Genomic DNA, 22,451 nt, shown 5'->3' with positions numbered 1-22,451 from the left:
ACGTCATGCGGTTCGGGCCTGGTGCCCAGCCTCGATAGAACGCGGTTCCTTGCCATTCGGGACCCAGTTCCATGACGCTGCTGACCGGCGATCCCGTCTCCCACCGGATGCGGCACGTCGCCAGGAACTGCGGCAGGCGCGGCCGGTTGTCTCGCTTGCCTATTGAGGACCGCATCCCATGGCCCCTCCCGGCTACAGGAGCCTTGGCCCCGCCTACCTTCCCCGGTGACGCTCTGACGGCCGCCGATGCCACCCAGGCACAGTCAACTTGCTGCCTTTGGCCGCTGCGCTGGCATGCCGAAGGCGCCGCACAGCAGAGTTCAGGCCGCGGCGGCGACCCCGCTGATATCCGCCCACACTTCTAGCACTACCTGGGCAGTCTGAAGTCAGGTGGGGGCCTAAGCTTGCGCCGGCAGTGCGGACATCGGATAGGGGTGACGAGGTCGGCGAACAGCCGCGTCATGATGGCGCGACGCACTGCTGGCAGGCTCGGCGATGGTGGCGGTCCCGGAACCTGACCTGGCATTTTTCCCCGGCCCCGCCGAGCGCTGCCCGGCGAGGCGGAGGTGCTGCAGCCAAGCAAAGGCGATGCAGGTCATCAGCGCGTGTCGGTGCAGCCCAGTCCAGGACCGCCCTTCGAAGTGGCCCAAGCCCAGCTCTTGCTTCAGCTGCTGGTGCGCCTGCTCGCAAACCCAGCGCGCCTTGATGGCGGCCGCCAGGGCGCGGAGCGAGGTCCGGGGCGGCAGGTTGGAGAGGTAGTATTTGCGCTCGCCGCTTGAGCGCCACTCGCCCACCAGCCAGACCTCGTCGCCCGGCAGGTGCCGGTTGTTCGCCCAGGTCTTGCCGTCACCAACCCGCACGCGCGTGGCCGCGAACCGGGCCGCGAGTGGGCCCTTGGTGCCGTGCCGCCAGGTCACCCGGCGCCGGGGCAGCCCAGCCAGCACCGCCTCCGTGTCCCGGGGCTCCTGATCCGGCACCAAGCGCCGTTTGCGTCCGCCGGGCGGGACCAGCCGGACGTCGGCACCGTAGACCTTCTGGTTGGGCAGGATGCCCACCGCCCAGGTCAGGCCCCGCTCGCTCAAGCCGGCCCGGAACGCCGCGCTCGCGCCATAGCCCGCATCCGCCAGCACCATGCCGAACCGCACCCGGGCGACAAGTTGGCCCTGCCCCGCTCTCACGGACACCCCAGATAGGCTGAAGGGCCTGAGAGGTGTCGATGGCGGAGAGCAACAAACAGCGTCGGTTGTTTCCGGAGGCGTTCAAGCTCGAAGCGGTGGCCGCAATCCGTGGTGGCCGCTCGGTTTCGGCGGTGGCGGCCGAGCTTGGCTTGCCGGACCGGCTGGTACGGACTTGGCTGCGCTGGGCAGAGGGCCGCACAGCGACAGAGAGCGGCGCGCCGGCGCCGACGCCCCCCAAAGAGCAGGCTGCGCCGGCGCGCCGCGTGGGCCCGAGCCCGGCCGACCAGGCGGCGGAGATCGGGCGGCTGCGACGTGAGCTCGATCGGGTCCGGATGGAGCGCGACATTTTGGGAAAAGCTGCGCTCATCTTCGGCCGGGCGACGGGCCGGAGATGAGCTATGCCTTCATCCGCGAGCATGTCGCCGACTTCCCCATCCAGATCATGTGCGAGGTGCTGGGGGTGAGCCGGAGTGGCTACTACGCCTGGGCCAGCCGGCCGGAGAGTGCGCGGGCGGCCGAGGACCGGGCGGTGGCGGCCGAGATCCGCACCGCGCACGAGCCAGCCGGGGTCGCTACGGTAGCCCGCGCGTGCATGCCACCCTGCGCAGCCATGGCCGGCGGGTTGGCCGCAAGCGGGTGGTGCGCCTGATGCGCGGCATGGGCCTGTCGGCCAGGCGCCGGCGGCGGTTCCGCCGCACCACCGACAGCGCGCATGCCTATCCGGTGGCGCCGAACCTGCTCGGGCGCGATTTCACTGCCAGCGCGCCGGATCGGGTCTGGCTGGCTGATTTGACGTATATCTGGACTGCTGAAGGCTGGTTGTACCTGGCCGTGGTGCTCGACCTGTTCTCCCGCCGCGTCGTGGGCTGGGCTATGACCGACCATCTCGGCCACGAGCTCGCGCTCGCCGCGCTCGACATGGCCATTGCGCGTCAGCGCCCTGCACCCGGCCTGACCCATCACTCGGATCGTGGGGTGCAATTCGCAGCTTACGAGTACCGCAAGCGATTGCAGCAGCACGGCATGCTCTGCTCCATGAGCCGCAAGGGAGATTGCTGGGACAATGCGCCAATGGAGAGCTTCTATGCCACGCTGAAAGGCGAACTCGTCGAACAGTGCGACTACCTGACGCGCGATGAAGCTACTGCTGATGTGTTCCTGTTCTTGGAAGGCTGGTACAACCGACGCCGCTTGCATTCGGCTCTGGGCTATCTCACACCAGAGCAGAAGGTCGCGGCGTTCCATGCGGCTGCTTCAGTCGCGTAACGCTGTCCGTGAAGGCGGGGCAAGGCCACCTCGACCAGGTGCCGCAAGCCATGATCCTACGGCGGCAAACGGTTGAGCACCCGTTCGGGACCATCAAGGCTTGGATGGGCGCCACGCACTTCCTGACCCGGACGCTGAAACGGGTCGGCACGGAGATGAGCCTGCAGGTTCTGGCCTACAACATGAAGCGGGTCATCGCGATCCTGGGTGTGAGGCCACTGATGGCGGCCATCCGAGCCTGATAGGCTCGGCACCACGCCCGGCTAACCCTCGGCGAACCCGGCGCGATCACACGCAGACTGACGAAATGCTCGTTTCCACACGGGCTCCACCCAGAGCAGCGGTAGGCCTGGGTGGGGAGGCTACCGCGGGACGCGACCTCAAGCGGACCTACGAGGCCGGCGACCTCGGCCCATCGGGCTCCGCTTGCAGCAACGCGACGTAGTTGCGCAGCCCGTCTCCGTATTCTTGGTGGGGATCGCGGCCAGCACCATGCCCTCCGGCGCCATCGCCACGTGCCACGGCCGTCGCGCAGCTTCCCTGACGGGAGCTGACCGCGGCGTACATGTCGCCAAGTATGACTGCAACGTCGCGGCCTAGACCGTTACGAACCTACTGCGCGGGCATCGGCTGAGGCGGCTGCCCCTGCCTGTACTGTGCGATTTCGCGATGAGCACGCAGCACAGGCAAGGTCACACGGGCGTACTGTGCGACCTTCCGATCGGACACCTGCCCAGCACGCTCAAAGAGGTTGATGGCGCGCTGATGGGCTTCGAGCTGGTAAGCGAAGTAGGCCTGATCGAACTGCGTGCCAGAAAGCTCGCGCAGCCGCTGCAGACTGGTGCTCTGCTCACTGCTCAGCTCAGTCGGCAGCGAGGCCGCGCCTTCGCTCAACGCCTCGGCCAGTTCGCCCATGGCGCGCGAGTGATGATCCAGCATCGTCCAGGCGCTATCCTGAACACGCTTGTCGTTCGACCTTTGCAGAGCCATGGACGAGAGCAGGACCTGGCTCAGGTTGTTCTCGGCGGCGGCACGCGCAAACCCATCGACTTCGATCGGCGCAGCGGCTTGCGTGGCCTGCTGAGCCTGGGCAAGGGCAGGCGAACAGGCGAGAGAGACCACAATCGCGGCATGTGTCAGAAAACGCATGATCGGCACCTCCATCAGCAACAGCTTTTCAACAAGCGCCATCGCATGGCGTTGCATCGCCGGGGTGCGGTGCATGGATCCTGCCGGAGAACGGTCGGGGCAGGCGCCGCACCGAACGGTGCTGCCCCAGCACCCGGCAGGCAAACCGCTCCGAGACCTCCAGCCCCGCCGTGACGTGCCCGACGCCGCGCGCCTCACGATCGACAGGGCCAACAGCCAAGTTTGCGTCGCCGGCACGGTCGCGTTGACACCCGGTCATTCAAGATCAGAACCGGGGGCAGCGATCGCCGGCCGGCCGGATGGCTCACGGGATCACGCCAATGGCCATGAATGGCTGAACCGGCACCGCCGCCCCCGACCCAAACCAGACTCGCAATCAAGGACACTTGTCACGTCGTGTGTGCGCGGTGCTCGAAACCCTGAACTGCTCGGACTCAGGTTCGAGGACAGGTGGCCGGCAAAGGAGTGCTCGATCGGTACAGCGTCCAGGCGGTGTTGGCCTCGGCGTCGGGATGTCCGGCGCGAATGGATGAGCGATTAACGCCGTTCTCGTCCGTCCAGAGACGCGTTGTGACGGGCCCCGGAGCGTGAAGGCGACCCTCGAGCCGAAGAGTGTCGCTGCTGCGGCTGCCGGTGAGGCTACTAATATTATGGACTCCGTTCGCTGTTTCTGGCGCTCCGCTCAGTTCGACCCGGATGCGGGTCTCGTCGCCCTTGGGGACGGAGACTGTCATCCGATAGCTGCGGAAGGTGCCACGCTCATCGCAGGTTACGGCGAGGCCCTCACCGTAGGGAGGGCAGGATCCGGTCCGAAGTTTGCAACTGCGCAAGGTGATCTGCAGCCAGAGGCGGAGAGGGCGACCGGTCGGGGTATAGGCGGTGCTGGCCCACTCACCGGTAAGGGTGCCAGTCGAGGAGAAGGGGTTGGCCCAAGGCGTAGTCAGCTGATCAATGAGCTTCGAGCCGGCTGCGAAGAGGGCGATGACGCCGATGGCAAGGACGGGGCGGAAGCGGGTGGCCATAAAGCTCTTCCTCCGAGGAGCACCTTGCCATCCGTCTCAACCCGCAACGAGTCCTGCGATGTTTTAGTGAGCTTGCGGCGGCATTGATGGGAGAGGTCGTACATTAGCAAGAAGCGCCAAGCTCCACCCGCACCCCGATCGACCGCTGGACTCCAGAGCGGCCGCCGAGGATCCTACGCTAAGTCCGCTCAGCGCCCATCTTGAACGTTTGACGGTCATCCCAGAGTGCAGCCACACATGCGATAATTCTCCCTCACCGTATGTCAGCGCGTCCTCAGATCGAAGTGCCCCTGACATCAAGTACGGCTTAGCGCCGCTGGAGGCAGCGCCTCACGCCCCCGCACCGTGCCTAGTGCAGTGACTCATTCGGATGATGCAGGCAGCCGGTCGAGCTTGGCGAGGATGGTACCGGCGGGCTTGGTCCAAACGAATGGGCTCGACGTGGCGTTGTGCTCGCGGATGTAGCGGGCGATGGCCTGCTCGAGATCGGCGACGGATTGGAATACGCCTTGTCGCAGGCGCCGTAAGCGTCAGCCGTCAGCGGCCTTGAGATGACGGGGCGTGCCTGCCGAGATGGTGGGCATGACGGACGCAGCTGAAGTGGCGGAACCGCTCGGAGCGGGTTCTTACGACGGTCGGAATGGCACGATGCGAGCGCGCCCGGAGCGGGGCGTTCGGGTCGAGGTCCACTCGGTGCGGCGGCGAGAGTGGCCGGACGAGGACAAGCTGCGAGTAGTGCGCGAGAGCCTGCAGCCGGGTGCGGTGGTGCAGGCGGTGGCGGACCGGAACGGGGTGAGCACGGGGCAGATCTATACCTGGCGCAAGGAGATACTAGCGGCGGCGGTGTCGGGGTTCATGCCGGTGGCGGTGGTGCCGGAGGCGCCGCGTGTGGAAGGACCGAGGCCGGCGCGGGAGGGTGTGGTTGAGGCGCCTGGCGTGATTGAGATTGGCTTTGCCTCCGGTGTGACGGTGCGTGCCAGCGGCCGGGTGGACATGGTGGTACTGCGGGGCGTGCTGGCCGAACTGGGTGGCCGGTGATGTTTGGCCCGCCGCCTGGCACGCGCGTCTACTTGGCTTGCGGCGCGACGGATATGCGGAAGGGCTTCGATGGTTTGGCAGCCCAGGTGCAGACGGTGCTGGCGCAGGATCCGTACAGCGGCGCGGTATTTTGCTTTCGTGGGCGCCGCGGTGACCTGCTGAAGATTTTGGTTTGGGACGGCCAAGGCCTGGTTCTCGTGGCCAAGAGGTTAGAGAAAGGTCGCTTCGTGTGGCCGCAGGCGACGAGCGGTGTTGTTTCACTCACGCCAGCCATGCTCTCGATGCTTTTGGAGGGGATTGACTGGCGCATGCCGGCCTGGACGGCTCGGCCCGAGGTTGTGGGGTAACGCTCCTCTTATTTGCGGCGACGCGCTGCGGTCAGCGACGCTGTACGCGTGACCTCCGACCTCGACACCGCGGCATTCCCGGACGATGTGGAGACGCTGCGCGCCCTGCTGGCGCAGCGCGATACGCTCCTTGCCGAGCGCGACGCTGCCCTGGCTGAACGTGACGCCGAGCTGCGCAATGCAGGCTTTGAGATCGAGAAGCTGAAGGTCCAGCTGGCGGCATTGCGGCACGATCGTTATGGCCGGTCCTCCGAGAAGCTGGCGGCCGAGGCCGACCAGCTTGAGATGCTGATCGGCGACCTCGAGGAGAACCAGGCTGAGCGCGAGGCTGCGGCGGAGAAGGAGCGCCAAACCAAAGGCAGGTCCGGCAATCAGCGCAAGCCTGCCACGCGCCGGCCACTGCCCGAGCACCTGCCGCGCGAAATAGTAGTGCACGAGCCCGTCCTGGCCTGCCGCTGCGGCTGCACCGATCCCGCCCGCCTGACGCGGCTCGGCGAGAGTATCACGGAGGTGCTGGAGAAGCTTCCGGCCAGGCTGAAGGTGATCCGGCATATCCGGCCGCGCTATGCCTGCCGGGCCTGCGAGGCCATGCTGCAGGCACCTGCGCCAGCCCTGCCCATTGAACGGGGCCGGCCCGGGCCCGGCTTGGTGGCCCATGTGCTGGTCTCGAAGTATCTCGACGGCCTGCCCCTCTACCGTCTCTCAGGCATCCTGGCGCGCGAGGGGGTGGAGGTCGAGCGCCAAACCTTGGCCGACTGGGTGGGCCACGGCGCCTGGTGGCTGCGGCCGCTGGCCGAGGCGATCGGCACCTATGCTCTGGCGCAGGGCGTGATCTGGACCGATGACACCACCATTCGCGTCCTCGCCCCGGGGCGCGGCCGAACCCGCATCGGTCGGTTTTGGGTCTATGCCTTTGACCCCAGACCCTGGGGCGGCACTGGCCCGCCGGCGGCGATCTACTACTACTCGCCGGACCGCAAGGGCGAGCGGCCCCGCGAACACCTGGCCGGCTATCAGGGCTGGCTACATGCCGATGCGTACGCCGGCTACGACGCGCTGACCGGGGCCAAGGGCGGCAGGCCGCCGCAGATCACGCATGTCGCCTGCATGGCCCATGCGCGGCGCGAGCTGTTCAAGGTCTACGAGAGCACCAGGTCACCGATCGCCGAGGAGGCCTTGCGTCGGATCGGCGAGCTCTACGCCATCGAGGCGGCGCTCAACGGCCAGTCGCCCGAGCAGCGCCGCGCGGCGCGCCAGATACAATGCAAGCCGCTGCTGGATACCCTACATGCCTGGATGCTGGAGCAGCGGCGCCGGCTGTCGGGCAAGTCAACGATCGGCAAGGCGCTGCAGTATGCGCTGAACCGTTGGGATGCGCTGTCGCGCTATGTCGAAGATGGCAAGCTCTCGATCGATAACAACCTCGCCGAGCGGCAGCTGAGAGGCATTGCCGTGACGCGGAAAAACTATCTATTCGTCGGTAGCGACGCAGGTGGGCAACGCGCCGCGATTATCTACACCATCGCCGAAACCGCAAAGCTGAACGGTCTGGATCCAGAGGCCTACATCGCCGCCGTTCTCGACCGCCTGGCGCATGGTCATCCCATCAGCCGTCTTGACGAACTCCTGCCCTGGAACTTCACGGCGCAGCGTCAACCTGCCTGAATGGGCTGACGCTTACCAGGCGCCTTCGGCTCAACGCTGAGAAGAAGCCCTCGACGGCATTGATCCAGGAGGCCGAGGTTGGCGTGAAATGGAACACCCAGCGCGGGTGCCGCTCCAGCCAGGCGCGCACCTTGGGATGCTTGTGGGTGGCGTAGTTGTCGGCGATGGCGTGGATCAGCTTGCCCGCGGGCACGGCGCGCTCCACGGCGTTAAGGAAGCGGACGAACTCCTGGTGCCGATGCTGCGGCATGCAGCGGCCCAGCACGGTGCCATCCTGGACATTGAGCGCGGCGAACAGGGTGGTGACGCCGTTGCGTTTGTAGTCGTGGGTCATGGTGCCGCATTTGCCGGGCTTGAGGGGTAGGCCAGGCTGGGTACGGTCAAGCGCCTGGATCTGCGACTTCTCATCAATGGACAGCACCACGGTGTGCATCGGCGGATCCATGGTGAGGCCGACGATGTCCTCGACCTTCTCGGCGAAAGCCGGATCGTTGGAGCGCTTGAAGCTGCGCAGGCGGTGCGGCTGCAGCCGGTGGGTATCCCAGATGCGCTGCACTGAGCGCAGGCTGATGCCGCTGGCCTGCGCCATCGCCCGACCGGTCCAGTGGGTAGCCTGGCCCTGCGGCTCGGAGCAGGTGAGCGCCAGCACCTTCGCCACGGTTGCGGTCGGCACCGGCGCCCTGCCAGGTGGGCGGGTCTTGTCGCGCAGCAGGCCGTCCACACCGGCCAACGCGTAGCGCGCCTGCCAGCGCCATACCGCCGGTCGGCTTGCCGCAGCCTGACGGGCAATCTCAGCAACGGAGAGCCGGTCGGCGGACAGCAGGATGATCCGAGCACGTTGGACGTGCTTCTGCGGGCGGTTCCGGTCAGAGGTGATCGCCGCCAGTCGCGCACGATCACCAGCGTCGACAATGACGCATACTTCCTGGGCCATCTGCCCAGCTTGGCATGCCTCAGTAGGCGCGTGAATCGTCCGTCTGTGTCACTGCACTAGAGAGCGCCCAGGGAGGGCCACTAGGCCGCCACCGGTGGGAGACACCCAGCGCGCCTGGAAGGCGCTCTAGTACTACTGTGTCATATAGTGCGACGCTGAGTGAGGCGTTGGCAGCATGGGCATCGTGGCAAGGTGCGGGCGAGTTCGCGCGCGATACGAGCGCGCATGGTGGTGATGGAGTTGGCGACATGCCGCTCAGGGCGGATTGGCGGCTCCCCGTGGTCGGTAGCTCTTGGGAACGGCAGGCGCTTGGATGAGTGGGGTGCCTGGTTCGGCTGAGGGGGGGAATGCCGCCCGTTCGGCGACCAGAAAGCCGTAGGCGGCGATGCAGAGGCTGGCATGATGGTGGAAGCCGCGCCAGCCGCGGCCCTCATAGTGGCCAAGGCCAATTTCCTGTTTCAGCTCCTGGTAGTCCCGCTCGATCCGCCAGCGCTGCATGGCGTGGCGGACCAGCGCGGTGCGGCTGATATGGGCGGGCAGCGTCGAGAGCCAGAACTTGCAGGGCTCGGCGTCTCCGGGCGGCCATTCGATCAGGCACCATTCCTCGGGCCGTGCCGTGGCGGCCTTGTAGTCACGATGGGCAGGGCGCACGCGGACGGCGGCAAAGCGGGAGGCAAGGGGTTCATTCGTGCCCTCGCGCCAAGTCACCCGGCGCCAGGCGCTCTGGGGCAGCGCCGCGGCGAGGTCGCTGGCCGAGACGGGCTTGTGCTCGGCCGTGCGGCGGACGCGGGTCGATGGCCGGCCACGCCCGCCACGAGGTTTGACCGGCAGCGGCGCCTGGCCGGGCGGCCAGAGGCTGGTGGAGGACTGGATGCCGACGACATAGGCCAAGCCGAGGGCGGTGATGCCGTCGCGGAAGGCGGTATCCACGCCGTAGCCGGCATCGGCCAGCACCACGCCGGGCGGGGTGCCGTCGGCCAGGGCAGTGCGGATCTGCTCGAGCGCGATCTGCGGCTTGGTGGCAAAGCGCAGGTCGTCGGGCACACCGGCCTGGGCGCGGCGGGCGGCGTCCTCGGCCCAGGCCTGCGGCAGGTAAAGCCGATAGGCGACCGGCAGGCTGGCATGGTCGTTGGCGACCGACAGGCTGACGGCGACCTGGCAGTTCTCCTGCTTGTCGAGCTGGCCGCAATACTGCCGCGCGACGCCGACGGAGTGCTGGCCCTTCTTGGGGAAAGCAGTGTCGTCGATGATCCAGGCCTGGATGGGACCATGCTGCTCGATTAGGGGCAGCACCCTGGACCGGACCACGCCGAGCACGGCCGCGTCGGACCAGTCGGCCTTGGCGACCAGATGATGCAGGGACTGGTGGGTGGCCTGCACCCGCCCGGGCTCAACCCGAGCCGCCATCGGCTCGATGCTCTTGCGCTCGCCCGGCAGCAGCAGGCCAGCGCAGTAGCGCCGGGCCGGGGCAACGCGGTCGGCATGGCCGAGAGCTGCGCCCAGCGCCTCGACATAGGCCGAGAACCGCGATTCGCTGTCCCTCGTCGACGATGAGAAAGCCACGCATCGCCTCCATGCGTGAAAGCTCCACACCTACAAAGACAACCTCGTCCAAGCAAGATTTTATGACACAGTGCTCCTAGAGACGCGCCACGTAAGAGCGGTGCTCCGGTCGGCGGCGGTCAAGACGGACCGCAATGACGCCCGCGGCATGGCGCAGATGGTCCGCATGGGCTGGTTCCGTCCCGTCCACGCCAAGACGATACCTGCTCAGGAAGTCCGCGCCCTGCTGGTTGCGCGCAAGCAGCTGCAGGCCCGGCTGAACGACCTGGAGCGCTGCCTGCGCGGCATTCTGCGCGGCTTCGGCCTGAAGCTCGGCGAGGTAGCCAAGGGGCGTTTCGAGGCGCGGGGCCGCGAGCTGGTTGCCGGCCAGAGGACGTTGGAGGGCTTGGCCGGGCCCATGCTCCGCGCCCGGACTGCTTTGCGTGCCGAGTACTCGGCCCTGCACCGGGAGGTACTCCGGACGGTGCGGACCGACACGGATTGCCAGCGCATGATGACCGTCCCCGGTGTCGGCGCGATCGTGGCCATGACCTTCAAGGCGGCGGTCGATGACCCGAACCGGTTCAAGCACTCCAGAGATGTTGGCGCGCACTTCGGGCTGACGCCAAGACGCTACCAATCCGGCGAGGTCGACCGCTCCGGCCACATCAGCAAGTCTGGAGACGGGGACGTCCGGACGGCGCTGTTCGAGGCGGCCCATGTCATGCTCCTCCGCGTCCAGCGGTTCTCCGCTCTGAGGGCCTGGGCGCTCCGGGTGGCCAAGGCACGGGGCCTCAAGCGGGCGAAGGTTGCACTCGCCAGGAAGCTCGCCGTCGTGCTCCACCGCCTCTGGGTGGACGGGACCGAGTTCCGCTGGAGCCGCGAGGCTGCTGCAAGCGCCTGAGGGAAGAAAAGCTCGACGCACGGCTGCTCAGGAGCGCCGTTCGTCCTCGAGGTCCCGTCACGGGGACGCGGGATCGGGTGAAGCCGCAGCACCGGGCGTCGGCCATGCCTACCGGCATGAACCACGTGCTTCAGATTGGCTCGCCCGCTCCTTCCGACAGCATCTTGTGCGCGGCCCCGTGCCGACGACGGACAGAAGCCAGAGCTCCGTGACGAGACACCAAGGACGGACTTGACCTCCGAAGCCCCATTACAGAAGGCCGGTGCTGTCGATCACCAAGTGCAGTGCGCCGTTCGGCACCATCCTGGGCTGCCGCCCGGCAAAGTTGCGGCTGCGCCGGCTCAAGGTGGTGTGGTCCGGAACGCGCAGCGCCTGCCCGAACAGCCGCAGCACACTCGCGGCGAAACCCTCCGCCTGGCGCAGGGCGAGGTGAAAGACGAGCCGCAGCATCAGCACCAACTCGATCGCCGCATCCGAGTACCAGGCCTGGCCGCCGGGTGTGCTTCGCCGCGGTGCCTGCCACCCGCTCAATGCATCCTCATCGAGCCAGAGCGTCAGGTCGCCACGCCGCTTCAGGCCAGCCTCGTAGACCGGCCAGTTCTGGACCCGGTAGCGGACCTTCGGGATGCGATGGCGGCGGTCGGCGTTGTGTTTGAAGGGCATACCCGAGAACGTAACGGCGCGGCCGCAGCCGGGCTACTTGCCCCCGCTCCATGCACCAATGCCGCAAGCCGCGTGATCCGCAGCGAGTTCGCATGCTTTGCTCGTGTACAAATGCCTAAGGGTTCCATCTATCAATCATGACAGGTCCGTTATTCTCATCTGTGTGAGCGGATTTATTTTTTTTAGACGTTACGTTGACGCCTGCATCGGCTGCTGCCGTTCCTTAACTTGGAATGAACGCGCCACTCAGAGGCAGGAAGCATCCATGAAAATAGGCACGATGGCGCTGTTGGGATTCACGCTGCTGCAGTCATTCCTCGCAGTTGCCCCGGCGTCCTCAAGGGACCTCGTCTACCAGCCCGTCAGCCCGAGCTTCGGTGGCAGCCCGCTGAACGGCAGCTACATCCTTGGCCTCGCCGGGGCGAACAACTTCAACCACACCGAGAACCCCCGGGCTCGTGCCGAGCGCCGCGCCCAGGATGCTTTGTCGGGTGCCAACGACCCGGTGCAGCAGTTCTCCCGGCAGATCACCAGCAGCCTCCTCTCGCAGATCGCCACCACGATCGGTCAGCAGATCATCGGCGAGAATGCCCGTGATCGCGGCACCTTCAATCTCAACGGCACCGTGGTGAACTTCAACCGCGTCGGCGGCCAGATCAACATCGACATCGCCGAGCCGACGGGGGGGCGGACCAACATCCAAATTCCCGTCCCGCAATACTGACCGGCGGGCATCGGCATGATCTATCGCGCTGCCCTTCTGGCGGCGAGCCTGCTCGGCTTGTCCGCTTGTGGGACTGCTCCGGCCCGAATGATGGCCGAACGTCCCACGCTCGGTGTTCGCACCGAGACGACGGATGATCTCCGCGCCCTGCCGCCGCCGCAGCGGCGCCTCGATGTGGCGGTCTTCGCCTTTCAGGACCAGACCGGCCAGTACCGCCCCAACAACAACTTCGCCGAGTACAGCTTCGCCGTCACGCAGGGTGGTGCGTCCATCCTCGTGAATGCCCTGAAGGACGCGGGGCGCTCGCAGTGGTTCTCCGTGCTGGAACGGAACCGTCTCGCCGATCTCTTTCAGGAGCGGCAGATCATCCGTGCCAACCGGGCCGAGCATACCGGGCCGGATGGCCGCCCCCTGGCGCCGCTCGCTCCGCTGCGCAACGCCGGTATCCTCGTCACCGGAGGGATCATCGGCTACGACAGCAACGTTCTCACGGGCGGCGCGGGTGCCAACTTCCTCGGCATCGGCGCTTCGACGGAATACCGACGCGACAACGTGTCGGTCTACCTCCGCGCCGTCAGCGTGGCGACGGGCGAGGTCCTCGTCAGCGTCACCACCGACAAGACCATCTACAGCGTCGGGGTCAACGGCTCGCTCCACCGCTATGTCGGCTTCAACAAGCTCCTGCAAATCGAGGGCGGTGTGACGACGAACGAGCCCCGGCAGCTTGCCGTGCGGCAGGCGATCGAGAAAGCCGTGCACGCCATGGTCCTCGACGGTGCCGAGCGCGGCTACTGGGCCTTCGCCAGTGAGGCTGAGGGCCAGAAACTCATCCGCGACTATCGAGCGTCGCGTGATGGCGAGATTCCAGCGGAAGCCACCGCGCAAGGTTCCCCGCGCGAGCAAACGGCCTCGGCTGGTAGGGAACAGGGGGGAACCTGAGTGCCAACCAACCATCCTTCGAAGGGACCACACATGCGTAAACTTCTTCTCGCCTCTGCCGCCCTGTCGGCGCTGTCGTTCGGCGCCATGGCGCAGAACAACAACTCGGCCTTCATCGACCAGGTCGGCGGCTCGGGCAACTCGTCCGTGCAGGATCAGACGGGCAACAACTTCATCGCCCGGTCCACGCAGACCCGCGGGTCGCTCAACAGCGTCAGCCAGAAGCAATCGGGCGGCACCACCGTCGAGTACAGCAACCGCGGCGCCTTCGCCACGCAGACCGATGGCTTCGGCAACCGCATCTCCCAGACCCAGGTCGGCGGCATCACGCTGCCGGACGGCTCCAACCGGGCCGAGGCGAACCAGACCCGCGGCGTCGGCACCCGCGCCACGCAGGTCCAGAACGGCAGCGGCAACAATGCCCTGTCCAACCAGACCGGCGGCATCGGCAACCGCGTGACGCAGGACCAGACCGGCCTCAGCAGCGTGGCCCGGGCCACCCAGACCAACGGCGTGCTCGGCGGCGGCAACACCATCGACCAGACGCAGGCGGGTAGCTGGAACGTCGGTCAGGCCGTGCAGAGCAACGGCGTGGGCAACTTGATCACGCAGCGCCAGAGCGGTTCTGGTTCCTACAACGCCGACGAGACCAAGCGCGGCCATTATGCGACGGCTTCGCAGACCGGCGGCGTGCTGAACGTTGTGTATCAGGATCAGGTCGGGTCCCGCAACTCGGCGGACGCCAGCCAGACCGACGGCACCGTCAACCTGGTCGATCAGCGGCAGAGCGGCAACCGCAACTCGGCGGTCGGCACCCAGACCAGCGGCGCGGGCAACCGCATCTACCAGGCGCAGGGTGGCGATGATGGCAAGGTGACTGCGACGCAGCTTGCTGGTTCGGGTAACACCATCACGCAGAACCAGACCGGCAGCCGCAACACGGCGACGGCAACGCAGGACAACAATCAGGACGGCAAGATCACCCAGACCCAGAGTGGCAGCCGCAACGAGGCGACCGCCCACCAGGGTTATGGTCAGCGCAACGTGATCGAGCAGACCCAGAGCAGCAGCCGCAACACGGCGGTTGCCTATCAAGATGGCGGCGCCGACAGCAGGATCATGCAGACGCAGAGCGGCAGCAGCAACTATGCCGAGAGCAGCATGATCCGGCAGGTCGGCGGCGAGCAGATGATCATGCAGACCGGCTCCTTCGGTCGTGCCACGCAGAGCGCGGACGGCGGCCTCGGCGGCGGCTACAACAATGTCCAGCGCATCACCCAGGGCGGCTTCGGCAACGTCGCCTCTCAGGTGGTGAAGTAAGCTGGGAGACGGGGAGGGGAGGGCTTTGCCCTCCCCCTTTCCAATTTCTAGATCAAGGCTTTAGACCCGTAACGGCTTCTCCGATAGCGACATGAGAGGTAGGTCGATGATGCGTAGAACCCTTGCCGCACTCCTGGCCTGCATCGCCGGTCCGGCCGCAGCTCAGGACAGCGCCGCCTACACGGATCAAGCCAGCCAACAGCGCCTCGTCGCGCGCACCGGAGGGAATGTGGCAGACACCACCCAGGACGGCTCGGGCAACATCGCCGAGACCTACCAGAGCGGCACCGGCAACTCGGCCATCATCCGCCAGAGCGGCACCGGCAACTCCTCGGTGATCCGCCAAGGTGGGTCGAGCCTCGGCGCCGAGAGCCTACAGTCGGGTACCGGCCTCGGCGTCACCATCACACAAAGCGGCCCGGCGGGCAGCATCAGCGTCACCCAGACAGCCCCCAGCGCGGCGGGCACCATCGTCCAGCGGAGCGGCCCCGGTGCGGTCACTGTCCGCTAGCCTCGCCCTGGTAGCCTTCCTGGCCACCCCAGCAATCGCCCAGCAGGCCCTTCCAGGGCAGCGCGGCGTCCCGGCGGTATCCTGCGGCCCGAGCAACAGCAGCCCGGCCTGCCAGGACATCCGTCAGGCCATTCCAGGCGGTGCCATCCCGGGAGTAGTGGAACGGTCGATCGATCGGCCGCCGCCGACCCCGCTGCCCCGGCCGGACATGGATGACGTGCGCGCCCAGCGCTTGGTCCCGCCGGGCGTCCGGCAGTTCCTCAACGATCCCCGGATCGACCCGGTGAGCCGCGCCTTCCTGACCGGCATCGCTGGGAAGGACCGCGACGCCTGGACGATGCACGACTACCAAATGATTTCCGCGCTGATCCCCACCCTGACGGAGATGCGGATCAGCACCGCGACGCTCAGCGCCTTCTACGAGTTCATGGGCCTCGACCCCGCCAACCTGTTTGAGCCACAGCTTGGCGACGGCTGGCAGACCTCCTCCACCCCCTTCGACCCGCGGACCCGGTTCCGTCGCAACTCCCGCTGCGCAATGCTATCGCAGGCGGCGCGGGCCGACCCCACGGTCGTGAGGGTGAGGGACTTGCTGACCTGTGCGGACGAGTAGTCGTCCTGCCATGTGGGTCATCGTGTTGCACCGGTCAGCGGCATGGACGCATTTGTCCCTGTCCGCGTTTGAGATCATGCGGTGCGGACGTATTTCGGCCGCCCAAGCTCGAGCATTCGGTTCAGCACCCTGGCAGCGATGGTCACCTCGGTCGCCTGTCGCCCAGCCGTTTGCGAGCGCAAGCTGTCGCCGATAACGCGCTTTCACCGGGAGATGTCGGCCTCCACCAGGGCGCGCCAGTTGTACCCCGACGCACGCTGCCAGCCGATGCGGCCGCGCTCGGCAATGCATCGCAAGTGCTCGTCGCGCTGCGTCGGCGCGGTCTCGGCCGCGGCGCTCGGCACCGCATTCGCACGCGGCGGAACCACAACGGCGGCACCGGGGTGCCGGGCCGCCATTGCGACATAGACGTCGTCCCGATCGTAGGCACCGTCGCCGCTCAATGACGCCACAGACCCGTCGACCCGGTCAAGCAAGGGGCCGACCTGCGAGCCATCATCGGCATCCCTGCCGGTCAGCACCGAGGCGACGATCTGGCCCGTGTCGGCGTCGGTGGCGAGGTGGAGCATTCGCCACGCCCGCCGCCGCTTGCTGCCATGCTTCTCCTCCAGCCATACCACCGGGGCCGCGTAGCTGCAAACCCGTGCTGTCCACCAGCAGGTGCACCGGCTCACGCCCGCAGCGCGGTCGCGCCACCTCCAGCGTCTCGCCCCGGCGGCTCAGGGTCGAGTGGTCCGGCACGGCGAGGTCAAGGCCCAACAACTGCAGAATGGAGCCGATCAGGCCTTCGGTTTGGCGCAGCGCCAGGGCGGTGGCGATCGCCAGCGCGGAGTAGGTGGTCGGCCCTGAACAACTCCCAACCCACTGATCTGGCTGGGAGCTTCGCCGGTTTGGGCGCTGTGGAATTGCAAGGTTTGATTGGAATGAGGCGTTAATCCTGCGATTCTGGTGGGCATGAAGCATCGCCCGCGCCCGCCGGAACAGGCCGACCTTCTACGGCCGCGCCTCGTCGAGATCATCGATGGGCGGCATGAGCTGGTTCGACTGGCGGCGCTGATCGACTGGGACTGGTTCGAGCGGGAATGGGCCGGCTTCTTCCCCGCTGGGGAGGGGCGGCCCGCCACTCATCCGCGCCTGGTCGCCGGGCTGCTTTATCTGCAGCACGCCTATGGCCTGTCCGATGAGGCGGTGCTCGCCCGCTGGGTCGAGAACCCGTACTTCCAGCATTTCACCGGCGAGGTCTTCTTCCAGCACCGCTCGCCCATCCACCCCTCGTCGCTCAGCCGCTGGCGTGGCCGCATCGGCGAGGAGGGGGTGGAGTGGCTGCTGACCAAGACGATCGAGGCGGGCCGGGCCGCGGGTGCCGTGACGCCGCGCAGCCTGGCCGAGATCGCGGTGGACACCACGGTGATGGAGAAGGCCATCGCGCATCCGACCGACAGCCGCCTCTACGAGAGGGCGCGCCGCTCCCTGGTGGCGCTGGCCAGCAAAGCTGGGATCACCTTGCGGCAGAACTACAACCGCAAGGCTCCGCGCCTGGCGGCGCAGGCCGGGCGGCACGCCCATGCCCGGCAGTTCCGCCGCATGCGCCAGGTGCTGCGCACGCTCAAGGGCTACACCGGGCGTGTCCTGCGTGACATCGGCCGCAAGCTGGGCGCCGTCACCGAAGAGGGGCTGCGGACACGGATCGAGCAGCGTATCGCGCTCGTCACCCGCCTGCTGCGGCAGACGCCGAAAAGCAAGGACAAGATCTACGCCCTGCATGAGCCGGAGGTGGACTGCATCTCCAAGGGCAAGGCACGGGTGCGCTACGAGTTCGACACCAAGGTGGGCATCGCCACCACACTCGCCGGCGGCTTTGTCGTCGGCATGCGCTCCATGCCTGGCAATCCGTATGACGAGCACACCCTTCCCGAGGCCCTCCAGCAGGTGGAGACCCTCACCGGATCCTGCCCAAGCCTCGCCGTGGTCGACCGTGGCTACCGCGGTTCTGTCAGCACTCGCGCCAAAACTGACGACGCAAGACGATGGGCGGTTCCGGTCACGCCGCTTCTAGGATACCGAGCGCAGTGGTGGCGCGGCGGTGGTAAAGCAGACGGCGGCGGTTGGCGGGGTTCTGTTGCATCGTTTGCGGGCCAAGGCGACCGCAGCCATGCTGGGACATGGCTAGACGGCGACTGGCGACACTTCGGATGAGCGAGAGCATGGCGGCAGCTCGGTCACCGCCGCGGTCGCTGCCGGCGAATAGCCACGCCTTTCTCCCGAGAGCTATACCCCTCAGCGCCCGTTCGGCCGCGTTGTTGGTGAGGCAAATCCGGCCGTCGCCGAGAAACCGGGCGAACGCCTCCCACCGCACCAGCATGTAGTCCATGGCCTTGGCGACCGGCGCGTGCCGGGACAGCTTGCCGCGGCTCTCACGCATCCAGCCTTCGAGCTCGGTGACCAGCGGTGCGACGTGCTGCCGGCGGACGGCCAGGCGCGTCTCGGGGGGCAAACCCGTTGATCGCGCGCTCGGCGTCAAAGATGGCGTCGATCCGCCGCACCGCCTCGATGGCCAGCGGCGCCCGCGACAGCTCGGCCAACTCGAATAGTTTGCGCCTGCTATGCGCCCAGCATGTAGCCTCGGTGATCGGCCCGGGTTGTCGATCGGCCTCGTAGAGCGCGTTGTACCCGGCATAGGCATCGGCCTGCAGGATACCGGCATAGCCGGCCAGGTGCCGGTTGGGATGCTCAGCCGTTCGGTCCCGCGAGTAGCGGAACATGGCCGCCGGAGGTGCCGGCCCGCCAAAGGGTCGGTCGTCGCGGACATAGGTCCAAACCCGGCCGGTGATGGTCTTGCCCCGGGCCAGCACCGGGACGGTGGTGTCGTCACCGTGCAGCCGCTCGGCGGCCTGCACATGCTCGTCGATCATGGCATTGAGCGGGGCCAGGTTGGCGGTGCAGGCGCCGACCCAGTCGGCGATGGTCGAGACGCTCAGCTCGATACCCTGGCGGGCATAGGTGTCACTCTGGCGGTTCAGCGGCAGGTGCTGGCCGAACTTGGCTTCCAAAATCATGGCCAGCAGGTTCGGCCCGGCGCGGCCGCAGGCGATAGGGTGGAAGGGTGCTGGTGGCTGGGTGATGGTCTCGCAGCTGCGGCAGGAGAACTTCTCCCGCACGGTCTGGATGACCCTCCACCGGATTGGCTCGACCTCGAGCGTCTCCGTCACATCCTCGCCCAGCTTGGACAGTTTGCCGCCGCAGCAGGGGCAGGCGGTCGGCGACGGCACCACGACCCGCTCGCGCGGCAGATGGGCCGGCAGGGGCGCGCGAACCGGCTGGCCGCGAGGCGGGCTGTCGGGGCGGCGGGTGCGGCCCTGCTGGTCGGCGGCCTTCTCTGCCTGGGCGGCATCCTCGCTGGCGGCCGACACCAACTCGCCGAGCTCGAGCTCCAGCTGATCGATCAGCTTGCGGCCGCGCTCGGAGGAGGCGCCGTACTTGTCACGCTTGAGCCGGGCGATCAGCAGCTTGAGATGGGCCACCATCGCCTCGGCGCCGGAGGCGCGCGCCTCAGCCTCGCGCCGCGCCAGCTGCTCGGCCGCAAGCGCGGCGCGCAGCGCATCGATGTCGTCGGGCAGGGTGTTCGGCGCGGCTGTCACGCCGGAGATGGAATCACAACACTCGCACAGCAGGTAGCGCTGATGCAGTAGCGCTGTACACTATCCCGCCAGCTCCGGTCTGTAGGTTCTTACTGGGTTTCTCCAGTCTATTCCGTCGAGCATATAAGCGAGTTGGGAACCTGAGATTTGCAGACAGCCGTCCGCTGGCGAAGGCCAGATGAAGCGTCCTTTCTCCAACTTCTTGGCATATAGCGACATGCCAAGCCCATCGTGCCAGACGATCTTGACCATGTCCGCCCTGCGCCCGCGAAAGACGTAGAGATCGCCGCAATGCGGATCACGGCCGAGCGTCTGCTGCACCTGTAGCGCCAGGGAGTGCATCCCGCGGCGCATGTCCGTGTGGCCAACCGCCAGCCACACCCGAACACCAGACGGCGTCGGGATCATGCGCGTAGCGCCGCCAGCAGGCGGCGTAAACTCGCCGCGCTGATCGTCGCCGCAACGCGCACCGCAGTCCCGTCCGGTAGCACAATCTCGACCCGCTCACCCGCCGCGTCCTCCACCGCGGGAGGATTAGCACAGGGTGGCGGACCCGACCCACCCCGCAGCGCCGGCGCGGCCATCTCCGGCACGATCTGCAGCGGCAGGAAGCCCGGTACCTCGGCCACCAACCTGCCGCGCCGATGCGCATCTCGCCACTGCTAGAGCAGGCCGCGGCTCACATCATGCCGACGGGCAACCTCACTGAGCTTGACCCCGGGCTGGTTCAGCTCGGCCAGGATCCGCAACTTCTCCTCAGCCCGCCACGGCCGGCGGCGTTCTACCCCGGTGATGATCTCCATCCCGCACCCCACCGCTTGCCCTTACTGGCGCTCCAAAGAACGTCCGTAAGTGTCCATCCGGGAACAGATTGAATGATCTGAATCGGTTGTGATTGGCTCTTAACGGCGATGGCCGGAAGAAGAGCGTGCATGTGGACACCCGAGAACCGGCCGAAATACGACCGCAGCAAGCTCCGCTACCCGAGTGATCTGACCGACGAGGAGTGGTCGATGATCAGCCCTTTGATCCCGGGTGCGAAGGGCGGCGGCAACAAGCGGACGATCGACGTGCGCGCGGTGCTGAATGGGGTGATGTACATCCTGAGCACCGGCTGCCAATGGGCGGCGCTGCCGAAAGACCTGCCGCCGCGGAGCACGGTGAACGACTACCTCCGGCGCTGGGATGAGGACCGGACGCTCGACCGCATCCACTACGCGCTCTACGTGCTGTGCCGGGAGCAGGCTGGACGCGAGGCCAGCCCGACGGCGGCAATCATCGATAGCCAGAGCGTGAAGAGTGCGGAAAAAGGGGGCGCTGCATCGACCCCTCGGGCTACGACGCGGGCAAGAAGATCAAAGGCAAGAAGCGGCACGTCCTGGTCGACACCCAAGGTCTGCTGATGCAGGCCATCATCCACGCCGCCGACATCCAGGACCGCGATGGTGGCGTGCTGCTGATGGGCTCGCTGTTCGGCCTCTACCCCTTCCTGCTGAAGCTCTACGCCGACGGCGGGTACCAGGGCGCCAACTTCCAGGCCGGACTGCGCACGACTTGTCGCCAGATCAACCTCGAGATCGTCAAGCGGTCCGAGTTGCGCAAGTTCGTCGTGCTGCCGAAGCGGTGGATTGTCGAGCGCTCCATCGCCTGGCTCAATCGCTGCCGACGATTGGCCAAGGATTGGGAGTGCCTGAACCGTCGCGCGCTTGCCTTCCTGCGCTGGGCTTCCGTCCGTCGCATGCTCCGAAGGCTATGTCAGAAAACCACATGATCCCGGACGGACTCTAAGATCAAAGGCAGGTCACGGGCAGTTCCGGTAGGCGTCCCTCGGCGGATGCATACTCTGAGAAGGTTGCACCCAGATGTTCCAGGGCTTGCCGAGCGGGCAACGCGCCGAGCACCACAGAGTACCAGGGCCGGGGCTGGTCGAGATTCAGAGTAACCTGCTCGGGGAGGAGGGAGGCTTGTGCCTCATCCTTCAGCGACCGCTCGGTCAAGAGCGGCCAGGGTGTGGCATCATCGTCGCTTGGCGCTTCCCACCGCCCGGGATCGTCGTAGTCCGCCAGGCGCCGATTGCGCTGCTGTCCTTGCTTCTCGGCGGCAATACCGCTCCAGCCATTCTTGGTGATCTGAGGCGTCAATACCTCGATCGCCAGCCAGGACCGGAGAACGCCTTGAACCGCTTCGGGGGTCGTGATCATGCCATCTGGTCGGCACCGTCAGGTTGAGCGGGGCTTGGCTGGCCGGGTTCGGTCCGGTAGACGGCCGGAATGAGCCCGCCAGCCATCAAGTCCCTATATGCCGGCTATCGCTTCCCGGCCGAGGTCATCAGCCAGGCGGTGTGGCTGTATTTCCGCTTCCCACTCAGCCTGCGCATGGTCGAGGAGATGTTGGCAGCGCGCGGCATCGTGGTCAGCCACGAGACGGTGCGGCAGTGGGCGCTCAAGTTCGGCCGGGAGTTCGCCTGTCGCATCCGGCGGCGGCTGCCCCGTGCCGGAGACAAGTGGCACCTTGACGAGGTAGCGGCCAAGATCGCTGGGGTGCAGCACTGGCTCTGGCGTGCCGTGGACCAAACCGGGGTGGTGCTCGACGTGCTGGTGCAGAGCCGACGCGACAAGCGTTCCGCCAAGCGCCTGCTGCGCAAGCTGCTGAAGCGGCAATGTCGGGCGCCACGCGTCATGGTCACTGACAAGCTCCCAAGCTACGGGGCAGCCAAACGGGAGGTGATGCCTGGGGTCGAGCATCGCCAGCACAAGGGCCTTAATAACCGGGCCGAGAATTCACATCAGCCGACGCGACGACGAGAACGGCAGATGAAGCGCTTCAAGTCGCCTCGGCAAGCACAGCGCTTCCTCTCCACGCACGACCAGATCGCCAACCTCTTCCGTCTCCGCCGCGACCATGTCTCCGCCGTCCAGTATCGTGCCGCAAGGGCGCGGGCGTTTGAGGTGTGGGCGGGTATCAGCGGGGTCGCCGCCGCGGCCTGAACTCTGTTGTG

Annotated in this window: 18 protein-coding genes and 9 pseudogenes; 14 read left to right on the top strand and 13 right to left on the bottom strand. The window is 66.9% G+C overall.

Features of this window, described 5'->3' with window-relative positions; translation table 11 throughout:
- Positions 1-398 precede the first annotated feature (398 nt).
- A pseudogene (locus LH62_RS26710) lies at positions 399-1,157 on the bottom strand (IS701 family transposase); the annotation flags it as partial.
- Positions 1,158-1,216: 59 nt separating this feature from the next.
- Between LH62_RS26710 and LH62_RS26700 the strand changes: the two are divergent.
- Both LH62_RS26700 and LH62_RS26695 read left to right on the top strand, forming a co-directional pair.
- Positions 1,217-2,444, top strand: a pseudogene (locus tag LH62_RS26700) (IS3 family transposase).
- A 20-nt stretch (positions 2,445-2,464) separates the two neighbouring features.
- Positions 2,465-2,686: pseudogene (locus LH62_RS26695) on the top strand (transposase); the annotation flags it as partial.
- A 370-nt stretch (positions 2,687-3,056) separates the two neighbouring features.
- On the opposite strand, the gene LH62_RS26690 reads toward LH62_RS26695, so the two are convergent.
- From LH62_RS26690 to LH62_RS30750, 3 genes and pseudogenes are all read right to left on the bottom strand, one after another.
- Positions 3,057-3,668, bottom strand: a complete 612-nt coding sequence (locus tag LH62_RS26690) for a DUF4142 domain-containing protein (RefSeq protein ID WP_043367222.1) — start codon at positions 3,666-3,668, stop codon at positions 3,057-3,059.
- 359 nt (positions 3,669-4,027) lie between these two features.
- Positions 4,028-4,615 (bottom strand): hypothetical protein, encoded by a 588-nt coding sequence (locus tag LH62_RS30755; protein WP_144404733.1) that lies wholly within the window; start codon positions 4,613-4,615, stop codon positions 4,028-4,030.
- 362 nt (positions 4,616-4,977) lie between these two features.
- Positions 4,978-5,139: pseudogene (locus tag LH62_RS30750) on the bottom strand (IS630 family transposase); the annotation flags it as partial.
- 124 nt (positions 5,140-5,263) lie between these two features.
- On the opposite strand from LH62_RS30750, the gene tnpA reads away from it, so the two are divergent.
- The 3 genes from tnpA to tnpC (LH62_RS26675) are packed head-to-tail and all read left to right on the top strand — an operon-like array spanning position 5,264 to position 7,665.
- A complete protein-coding gene (gene tnpA / locus LH62_RS26685; protein WP_043361366.1) occupies positions 5,264-5,653 on the top strand; it encodes an IS66-like element accessory protein TnpA in 390 nt (129 codons plus the stop codon).
- The gene (gene tnpB / locus LH62_RS26680) at positions 5,653-6,000 is read left to right on the top strand and encodes an IS66 family insertion sequence element accessory protein TnpB (RefSeq protein WP_043366699.1); all 348 of its coding nucleotides are present in this window, start codon (positions 5,653-5,655) and stop codon (positions 5,998-6,000) included. Before tnpA ends, tnpB (LH62_RS26680) begins: the two co-directional genes overlap by 1 nt.
- A gap of 48 nt (positions 6,001-6,048) precedes the next feature.
- Positions 6,049-7,665, top strand: coding sequence for an IS66 family transposase (gene tnpC / locus LH62_RS26675; protein WP_043366697.1), 1,617 nt, complete (start codon positions 6,049-6,051; stop codon positions 7,663-7,665).
- Positions 7,666-7,681: 16 nt separating this feature from the next.
- On the opposite strand, the pseudogene LH62_RS26670 reads toward tnpC (LH62_RS26675), so the two are convergent.
- Together LH62_RS26670 and LH62_RS26665 are read right to left on the bottom strand one after the other, a co-directional pair.
- Positions 7,682-8,599, bottom strand: a pseudogene (locus LH62_RS26670) (IS630 family transposase); the annotation flags it as partial.
- Positions 8,600-8,854: 255 nt separating this feature from the next.
- Positions 8,855-10,162, bottom strand: a complete 1,308-nt coding sequence (locus LH62_RS26665; RefSeq protein WP_043367221.1) for an IS701 family transposase — start codon at positions 10,160-10,162, stop codon at positions 8,855-8,857.
- A gap of 43 nt (positions 10,163-10,205) precedes the next feature.
- Here LH62_RS26665 and LH62_RS26660 point away from each other — a divergent pair.
- Positions 10,206-11,045: pseudogene (locus LH62_RS26660) on the top strand (IS110 family transposase); the annotation flags it as partial.
- A gap of 255 nt (positions 11,046-11,300) precedes the next feature.
- Here the strand turns inward: LH62_RS26660 and LH62_RS26655 are convergent.
- A pseudogene (locus LH62_RS26655) lies at positions 11,301-11,708 on the bottom strand (transposase); the annotation flags it as partial.
- 265 nt (positions 11,709-11,973) lie between these two features.
- On the opposite strand from LH62_RS26655, the gene LH62_RS28795 reads away from it, so the two are divergent.
- From LH62_RS28795 to LH62_RS26630, 5 genes are all read left to right on the top strand, one after another.
- Positions 11,974-12,432 carry a curli assembly protein CsgF gene (locus LH62_RS28795; protein ID WP_082012967.1) on the top strand — a complete coding sequence of 153 codons (459 nt, stop codon included), beginning with the start codon at positions 11,974-11,976 and terminating at the stop codon, positions 12,430-12,432.
- Positions 12,433-12,519: 87 nt separating this feature from the next.
- Entirely contained in the window at positions 12,520-13,371 is an 852-nt protein-coding gene (locus tag LH62_RS26645; RefSeq protein ID WP_052215127.1) for a CsgG/HfaB family protein, read from the top strand.
- A 33-nt stretch (positions 13,372-13,404) separates the two neighbouring features.
- On the top strand, positions 13,405-14,691 hold the full coding sequence (locus tag LH62_RS26640) for a hypothetical protein (RefSeq protein WP_043367219.1): 1,287 nt from the start codon (positions 13,405-13,407) through the stop codon (positions 14,689-14,691).
- A gap of 106 nt (positions 14,692-14,797) precedes the next feature.
- Positions 14,798-15,202, top strand: coding sequence for a hypothetical protein (locus LH62_RS28790; RefSeq protein ID WP_052215126.1), 405 nt, complete (start codon positions 14,798-14,800; stop codon positions 15,200-15,202).
- Positions 15,183-15,815, top strand: a complete 633-nt coding sequence (locus LH62_RS26630; RefSeq protein WP_043367218.1) for a hypothetical protein — start codon at positions 15,183-15,185, stop codon at positions 15,813-15,815. The genes LH62_RS28790 and LH62_RS26630 overlap by 20 nt, the downstream gene beginning before the upstream one ends.
- A gap of 203 nt (positions 15,816-16,018) precedes the next feature.
- Here the strand turns inward: LH62_RS26630 and LH62_RS26625 are convergent, their stop codons facing one another.
- Positions 16,019-16,426 carry a transposase gene (locus LH62_RS26625; RefSeq protein ID WP_369796845.1) on the bottom strand — a complete coding sequence of 136 codons (408 nt, stop codon included), beginning with the start codon at positions 16,424-16,426 and terminating at the stop codon, positions 16,019-16,021.
- Entirely contained in the window at positions 16,311-16,778 is a 468-nt protein-coding gene (locus LH62_RS32815) for a transposase (protein ID WP_082012964.1), read from the bottom strand. Before LH62_RS32815 ends, LH62_RS26625 begins: the two co-directional genes overlap by 116 nt.
- Here LH62_RS32815 and LH62_RS26620 point away from each other — a divergent pair.
- A pseudogene (locus LH62_RS26620) lies at positions 16,770-17,804 on the top strand (IS5 family transposase); the annotation flags it as partial. The gene LH62_RS32815 and the pseudogene LH62_RS26620 sit on opposite strands and share 9 nt — an antisense overlap.
- Before the next feature lie 202 nt (positions 17,805-18,006).
- On the opposite strand, the pseudogene tnpC (LH62_RS26615) reads toward LH62_RS26620, so the two are convergent.
- From tnpC (LH62_RS26615) to LH62_RS29790, 3 genes and pseudogenes are all read right to left on the bottom strand, one after another.
- A pseudogene (gene tnpC, locus LH62_RS26615) lies at positions 18,007-19,453 on the bottom strand (IS66 family transposase); the annotation flags it as partial.
- Between the two features lie 60 nt (positions 19,454-19,513).
- The gene (tnpB, locus tag LH62_RS29795; RefSeq protein WP_082012963.1) at positions 19,514-19,861 is read right to left on the bottom strand and encodes an IS66 family insertion sequence element accessory protein TnpB; all 348 of its coding nucleotides are present in this window, start codon (positions 19,859-19,861) and stop codon (positions 19,514-19,516) included.
- A gap of 254 nt (positions 19,862-20,115) precedes the next feature.
- Positions 20,116-20,256 carry a transposase gene (locus LH62_RS29790; RefSeq protein ID WP_082012962.1) on the bottom strand — a complete coding sequence of 47 codons (141 nt, stop codon included), beginning with the start codon at positions 20,254-20,256 and terminating at the stop codon, positions 20,116-20,118.
- A 129-nt stretch (positions 20,257-20,385) separates the two neighbouring features.
- Between LH62_RS29790 and LH62_RS29785 the strand changes: the two genes are divergently transcribed.
- A protein-coding gene (locus LH62_RS29785; protein WP_144404448.1) for an IS5 family transposase occupies positions 20,386-21,224 on the top strand; the annotation gives its coding sequence in 2 pieces (ribosomal slippage) (positions 20,386-20,773 and positions 20,773-21,224; 840 coding nt in all).
- 19 nt (positions 21,225-21,243) lie between these two features.
- On the opposite strand, the gene LH62_RS30745 is transcribed toward LH62_RS29785, so the two are convergent.
- The gene (locus LH62_RS30745) at positions 21,244-21,654 is read right to left on the bottom strand and encodes a hypothetical protein (RefSeq protein ID WP_144404732.1); all 411 of its coding nucleotides are present in this window, start codon (positions 21,652-21,654) and stop codon (positions 21,244-21,246) included.
- Positions 21,655-21,723: 69 nt separating this feature from the next.
- Between LH62_RS30745 and LH62_RS26595 the strand changes: the two genes are divergently transcribed.
- Positions 21,724-22,440: an IS6 family transposase gene (locus LH62_RS26595; RefSeq protein WP_043367215.1), complete on the top strand. Its 717-nt coding sequence runs from the start codon at positions 21,724-21,726 to the stop codon at positions 22,438-22,440.
- Positions 22,441-22,451 lie beyond the last annotated feature (11 nt).

It is taken from the genome of Belnapia sp. F-4-1, from assembly GCF_000802185.1.
In the GTDB taxonomy this organism is placed as follows: Bacteria; Pseudomonadota; Alphaproteobacteria; order Acetobacterales; family Acetobacteraceae; genus Belnapia.
This window is presented reverse-complemented; position numbering and strand designations above follow the sequence as displayed.